This is a genomic window from Longimicrobium sp. (assembly GCF_036387355.1).
In the GTDB taxonomy this organism is placed as follows: Bacteria; Gemmatimonadota; Gemmatimonadetes; order Longimicrobiales; family Longimicrobiaceae; genus Longimicrobium.
Window position 1 is genome coordinate 1 of record NZ_DASVTX010000376.1, and the last position, 5,945, is coordinate 5,945.

A 5,945-nucleotide genomic window follows, 5' to 3' on the forward strand; every position below is an offset into this window, starting at 1 on the left:
TCGCCCGGCTGCGGCACCGGGTTGTCGTCGAACTTGGGGTCCGCGTTGTAGGTGCGGTATGCCACGGAGGGCGTCAGCCGCAGCGGCCCCACGAGCGGAATGGCGACGCCCGCGCCCACCTCAAAGCCGATCTCCTCTTCCGCTTCCACCTCGTCGTACAGCTTGAACTGGTGAGCCACCAGGCCGGCCGCCACGTACGGCTGCAGGCGCGTGGTCCCGGTGGGAATGGCGGCGGTGAGGCCCAGCGAAACGCCCTGGTCCACCGCGTCGTCGGCGTCGCTCACGATCTTGGGGCCAAAAACGGCGTAGTTGTAGCTGGCGTACACCCCCAGCCCGGGCCGCACCTGCACGCTGGCCGCCACGCCGGTGCTGAAACCGGCGTCCACCAGGTCGTCAAAGTCGCCCAGCGGAACGGCGCGGTCCACGCGCCCCTCGATGCTGAACGGAATGGGCGACTGAGCCGCGGCCGAGCCGGCGGCCAGAAGAACCGCCAGACCGGCGGCGAGAGTCTGCTTGATCATCAATCGAAATCGGGTTCGGTAAAGGAGGCCCGCGGCACGCCGGCGAACGGGCGTGCGCGTCAGAAACGTTCCGGTTCGGGAAAGATCGCGCGGCGCGTCCGCCCGGAGCAACCGGTCAACCGACCGATACAGGGCGCCGCGCACGGGGGAGAACGACGGCGGGCCGCGGAATCGTCCGCGGCCCGCTGTCCTCGTCTTGGTCCGTCGATGGTCTCAGGCCGTGGCGAGCACCGGGCGGCCGCGCAGGGTGCCGGCCAGGCGGATCTCGCGGCAGCGCTCCACCACCTGCGCCGCCTCCAGCCGCGCGGCGGGATCCGGCGCCAGCATGCGGTCCAGCAGCGCGTTCACCATGGGGATGCGCCAGTCCGTGGTCCACCGCCCCAGGTGGTGCTCCGGCCGCGCATGGATGCACGCGCCGCCCCACTCGTCCGCGGGGGAGAGAACGAAGCCGCCGGAAAGCGCCTCGAACACCACGCCGCCCAGCATGAAGATGTCCGACGCGGGCCCGGCCTCGGCGCCCGCGCTCACCTCCGGCGGGCGCCAGTGCCAGGCGCCGCTGAACACCGCGTCGTCAACCCCCGGGCGCGGCGGGTGCCCGTGCACGTGCGCGATGCCAAAGTCGCCCAGCACCGGCGCGCTTCCCACGCCGTCCATCAGCACGTTTCCCAGGTGCAGATCGCGGTGCACGATGCGCGCGGGGTGCTCGTGCATGGCGCTAAGGGTGCGGGCGAGCGCTTCCGTCATCGCCATCACCCGTGTCACCCGGCCGCGGAACCGCTCCGCGTACACAAAGCCGCTGCCGTCGAACGAGCGCGCCGGCCCGGCGTGGCGATGCATGATCATCCACGGCTGCGCGGTTCCTTCCGTGCGCGATCCGTGGTCCAGCACGCGCACCACGCCCTCGCACCCGGCCGCGCGCAGCGTGGTCAGGGCGCGCACCTCGCGCTCCATGCGCCACCGCTGCACGTCGGCCGAAAGCGCGTACCCCTCGATCCCTTGCAGCCGCATGACCTTGGCGACGGCGCACTCGTCGCCGGGGCGCGACTCGGGCGCCACCACGTACGTGTGCGCCTGGGCCCCGTCGCTCAGCGGGCGCACGATGCGCCACCCCGGAATGCGAGGCGCGGCAAGGTTGATGGTCGTCTGCGGCATGGCACTCCTGTTACTGCAAAGGGGTGGATGACGGCTGCCGGAAAACAACGGCGTCCGGTCGATACCCCGGCGTTTCTGGGACGTGGCAAGCGGGCCGGAGCCGGCCCGTGATGCTGGATCGTGCCGCGGATGGGCGCGGAGCGCGGAGCCTCCGCCTGGCGGTACAAGACGGTGGGAGCCGCCGTCCCGGCCCTTTCGCAACCCGGGATTCCGGGCACAAAAAAGCGGCCGGATCGCCGTTGCGGCGTCGCCCGTCCGTATGGCGTAAACATACACGATTGTGAATGGTTACGCAACCGTGACAGGGCGGCTGCCGGGGAGCGCCGCGCGGCCCCGAACGGCGCGGCAGGGTTGGCAAATGCGCCTTCGGATGGTATTTTGACTGGCTATGCCTCTCCCGCCCGGCCGGACCCCGGCGCGAGCGGGGTTTTCGGCTTCATTGAAACCGGCAGACAGCGTGTTCGATCAGCTCAGCGACAAGCTCGAAGGCGTATTCAGCGGCCTGCGGCAGCGCGGTGTTCTTACCGAGCCCATGATTCGCGAAGGGCTCCGCGAGATCCGCCGCGTGCTGCTGGAAGCCGACGTCAACTTCCAGGTCACGCGCGACTTCATGAAGCGCGTGGAAGAGAAGGCGCTCGGCGAGCGCGTGCTCAAGGCGGTTTCGCCCGGGCAGCAGCTGGTCAAGATCGTTCACGAGGAGCTCACCAGCATGCTGGGCGAGCGCAAGGCGCCGCTCGCGCTGGCCCCCATCCCCCCCACCGTCATCATGATGGTGGGGCTGCAGGGCTCCGGTAAAACGACCACGGCCGGCAAGATCGCGCGCCGCATGAAGCGCGAGATGCGCCAGACGCGCATGGTGGCGTGCGACGTGTACCGCCCCGCCGCCGTGGAGCAGCTGCAGACGCTGGGCGAGCAGGTGGGCGTGCCCGTCTACGCCGAGCCCGGCTCGCAGGACGTGGTGGGCATCGCGCGCCGCGCGCTGGAGCAGGCGCAGAGCGAGCGCGACCGCGTGGTAATCTTCGACACCGCCGGCCGCCTGCAGATCGACGACCAGCTGATGGACGAGCTCAAGCGCCTCAAGGAGGTGCTCAAGCCGGCCGAAATCCTGTTCGTCGCCGACGGCATGATCGGCCAGGAGTCCGTCAACGTGGCCAAGGGCTTCGACGACGCGCTCGACATCACCGGCGTGGTGCTCACCAAGATGGACGGCGACGCCCGCGGCGGCGCGGCCCTCAGCATCTTTGGCGTCACCGGCAAGCCCATCAAGTTCCTGGGCGTGGGTGAAAAGCTGGACGGGCTGGAGGACTTTCACCCCGAGCGCATGGCCGGCCGCATCCTGCAGCAGGGCGACGTGCTTTCACTGGTGGAAAAGGCCCAGCGCTCCTTTGACCAGGAAGAAGCCGCCAAGCTGGAGCGCAAGGTCATGGGCGCCGGGCGCTTTGACCTGGACGACTTCCTGATGGCGCTGCGCCAGTTCCAGAACCTGGGCCCGCTGGAGAACCTGCTCAAGCTGCTGCCGGGCGTGAACAGCAAGATGCTGAAGAACGTCAAGGTGGACCCGCAGCGCATGAAGCACATCGAGGCCATCATCACCTCGATGACCAAGCAGGAGCGCAAGCGCCCCGAAATGCTCACCGGCTCGCGCCGCGTCCGCATTTCGCGCGGCAGCGGCCGCCCGGTGAGCGAGATCAACCGTCTCCTGGAGCAGTTCAAGGAGATGCAGAAGTTCATGAAGCAGATGAAGGGCCTGCAGGGCATGATGCCCCGCGGGGGAGGAATGCCGAAGCTGCCGTTCGGCGGCATGCGGTAAGGGCAGTGCCCAGGACCCAGTGCCCAGTGCCCGGACTCGTCTGGGCACCTGGCACTGAGCACCGGGCACTGCTGTTTTTTCGATCGTCCGGAGCGGGCACACGCCGCCCTCCTGGACGCAACCCACATCCCACGAGGGGAACCAATGGCGCTCAAGATCCGTCTCCGCCGCATGGGCCGTAAGAAGGCCCCGCACTACCGCATCGTCGTCGCCGAAAGCAGCATGGCCCGTGACGGCCGCTTTGTCGCCAAGGTGGGGCACTACAACCCCACCACCACGCCCATGACCCTCGTGGTGGACCGCGACAAGGTGTTGGCCTGGATGGCCAAGGGCGCGCAGCCCACCGAGACCGTCAACTCGCTGTTCCGCAAGGCCGGCGTGTTCGGCGATGCGCCCACCGTGACGGAGCAGGCCACCGCCGTCGTGGGCGGCGCGGCCAAGAAGGCCGGCAAGGCCGTGAGCGGCGCGGCCTCGGCCGTGGCCGGCGCCGTGGCTTCGGCGGCCTCGGCCGTGGCGGGCGCGGTGACCTCGGCGGCTTCGGCCGTCACCGGCGGCGGCGATGACGCCGCCACCACCCCCGACGCCGTGAGCGGCAACGCCACCGGCAGCGACAACGTCGCCGTGGAGGCCGAGGCCACCGAGCCGGCCGCCGCCGCCACCGACCCGGGCACGCCCGCCGTCGCCGCGGATGCGCCCGTGGCGCAGGACGCCGAGGCCACCGAGCCCACGCAGGGCTGACCGGCGGCTGATGGCCGGCGAAGAGCCCCCGTTCCTGATCGTCGGAACGGTTCAGAAGCCCCACGGCATCAAGGGCGAGCTGTTCGTCCGGCTGGAAACGGACCGCCCCGGCTCGGCCTTCGCGCCGGGGCGCGTCCTGCGCCTGGGCACGGCGGACGGCAAGCCGCTCGATGCCGGCGTGCTCACGGTGGAGCGGGCCCGCCCCTTCAAGGGGGGCATGCTCGTCAAGGCGCTGGAGTTTACCGGCCGGTCCCCCGCGCAGGATGAAGTCCGCGGCCGCGCGCTGCTGGTTCCGCGCGCGGAGGCCGAGGCGCTGCAGGAGGGCGAAGTCTTTCTGTACCAGCTCCTGGGCATGCGGGTCACCACCGAGGCCGAGGGCGAGGTGGGCACCGTGGCCGACCTGTACGACGCGCCCAGCGGACCCCTGCTGGCCGTGCGCCGGCAGGAGCGCGGCGAACTGCTCATCCCCTTCGTGCAGCAGATGATCCGCCGGATCGACGCGGCCGAGGGCGTGCTGGAGCTGGACCTGCCCGCGGGGCTGCTGGAACTGTGATGCGCGTCAACGTGGTCACGCTGTTCCCCGACTTCTTTCGGGGGCCGCTGGGCCTGAGCATTCCGGCCCGGGCCGCGGCCGCGGGGCTGGTGACGTACAACCTGGTGCAGCTGCGCGACTTTACCCACGACCGCCACCAGACGGTGGACGACCTGCCCTACGGCGGCGGCGCGGGAATGGTCATGAAGCCGGAGCCGTTCTGGGAGGCGGTGCAGTCGCTGGCGCCCGAGGGGGAGCAGCTTCCCCCCGGCCCCATCGTGCTGATGAGCGCGCGCGGCCGGCGGTTCACCCACGCCGACGCCGTCCGCTTTTCGCTCCAGCGGGAAGTCACCTTCCTGTGCGGGCACTACAAGGACGTGGACCACCGCGTGGCCGAGGGGCTGGCCACCGAGGAGCTTTCGCTGGGCGACTTCATCGTCTCCGGCGGCGAGATCCCCGCGCTGGCGGTGATCGACGCGACGGTCCGGCTGATCCCGGGCGCCATCTCGGACCACGAGTCGGCGTCCACGGACAGCCACTACGACGGGCTGCTGAGCGCACCCTCGTACACCCGCCCCGCGGCGTACCGCGGGCGGGAGGTTCCCGGAATTCTGCTTTCCGGCGACCATGCACGCATCGCCGCGTGGCGTCGCGAGCAGGCCGAGCGCCTGACGCGCGAGCGGCGGCCGGACCTCTGGGAGGCTCCGGAACACAGTTGATGTTGGGTTCGTCTGCCGGAGAACGTCCGGCCGTCCCAACCTCTCCACTCTTCAAGCGACGAGGACCAGACTCATGCATCCGTTTTTCGAGACTCAGAAGGAATATCTGCGCAGCGACGTCCCCGACTTTCGTCCGGGCGACACGCTCCGCGTGAACGTGCGCGTCCGCGAGGGCGACAAGGAACGCATTCAGGCGTTCGAGGGCGTGTGCATCGCGCGCAAGCACGGCGGCGTCCAGGAGACCTTCAAGGTCCGCAAGATCTCCGGCGGCGTCGGCGTGGAGCGCACCTTTCCGCTGCACTCCCCCATGGTCGGCAGCATCGACCTGGTGCGCCACGGCCGCGTGCGCCGCGCCAAGCTGTACTACCTGCGCGCGCTGCGCGGCAAGGCCGCCCGCATCCGCGAGCGCCGCGTCGCCCGCTGATCCGCGGACGCTCGGGTTGATGTTCGGAGCGGGGCGCGCCCAGTCGGGC

General features: G+C 70.3%; 6 protein-coding genes and 1 pseudogene. 5 read left to right on the forward strand and 2 right to left on the reverse strand.

Features of this window, described 5'->3' with window-relative positions:
• Together VF665_RS16380 and VF665_RS16385 are read right to left on the reverse strand one after the other, a co-directional pair.
• On the reverse strand, positions 1-521 hold a 521-nt coding region (locus tag VF665_RS16380), incomplete at its 3' end, for an outer membrane beta-barrel protein (protein WP_331054519.1).
• 213 nt (positions 522-734) lie between these two features.
• A complete protein-coding gene (locus VF665_RS16385; RefSeq protein WP_331054520.1) occupies positions 735-1,673 on the reverse strand; it encodes a protein kinase domain-containing protein in 939 nt (312 codons plus the stop codon).
• Positions 1,674-2,130: 457 nt separating this feature from the next.
• Here VF665_RS16385 and ffh point away from each other — a divergent pair, with 457 nt between their 5' ends.
• The 5 genes and pseudogenes from ffh to rplS all read left to right on the forward strand — a co-directional run bounded on the left by ffh (position 2,131) and on the right by rplS (position 5,896).
• Positions 2,131-3,483, forward strand: a complete 1,353-nt coding sequence (gene ffh, locus VF665_RS16390) for a signal recognition particle protein (RefSeq protein WP_331054521.1) — start codon at positions 2,131-2,133, stop codon at positions 3,481-3,483.
• Between the two features lie 144 nt (positions 3,484-3,627).
• A pseudogene (gene rpsP, locus VF665_RS25935) lies at positions 3,628-3,864 on the forward strand (30S ribosomal protein S16); the annotation flags it as partial.
• A 367-nt stretch (positions 3,865-4,231) separates the two neighbouring features.
• Entirely contained in the window at positions 4,232-4,774 is a 543-nt protein-coding gene (gene rimM / locus VF665_RS16400; protein WP_331054523.1) for a ribosome maturation factor RimM, read from the forward strand.
• A complete protein-coding gene (gene trmD / locus VF665_RS16405) occupies positions 4,774-5,472 on the forward strand; it encodes a tRNA (guanosine(37)-N1)-methyltransferase TrmD (RefSeq protein ID WP_331054524.1) in 699 nt (232 codons plus the stop codon). The genes rimM and trmD overlap by 1 nt, the downstream gene beginning before the upstream one ends.
• A gap of 73 nt (positions 5,473-5,545) precedes the next feature.
• On the forward strand, positions 5,546-5,896 hold the full coding sequence (gene rplS / locus VF665_RS16410; RefSeq protein ID WP_331054525.1) for a 50S ribosomal protein L19: 351 nt from the start codon (positions 5,546-5,548) through the stop codon (positions 5,894-5,896).
• Positions 5,897-5,945: the final 49 nt, after the last annotated feature.

What these genes read in the sequence shown, in the direction of transcription:
- trmD (WP_331054524.1), top strand. Translation starts at nt 4,774, where the DNA reads ATGCGCGTCAACGTGGTCACGCTGTTCCCCGACTTCTTTCGGGGGCCG.
- rplS (WP_331054525.1), top strand. Translation starts at nt 5,546, where the DNA reads ATGCATCCGTTTTTCGAGACTCAGAAGGAATATCTGCGCAGCGACGTC.
- VF665_RS16385 (WP_331054520.1), bottom strand. Translation starts at nt 1,673, where the DNA reads ATGCCGCAGACGACCATCAACCTTGCCGCGCCTCGCATTCCGGGGTGG.
- rimM (WP_331054523.1), top strand. Translation starts at nt 4,232, where the DNA reads ATGGCCGGCGAAGAGCCCCCGTTCCTGATCGTCGGAACGGTTCAGAAG.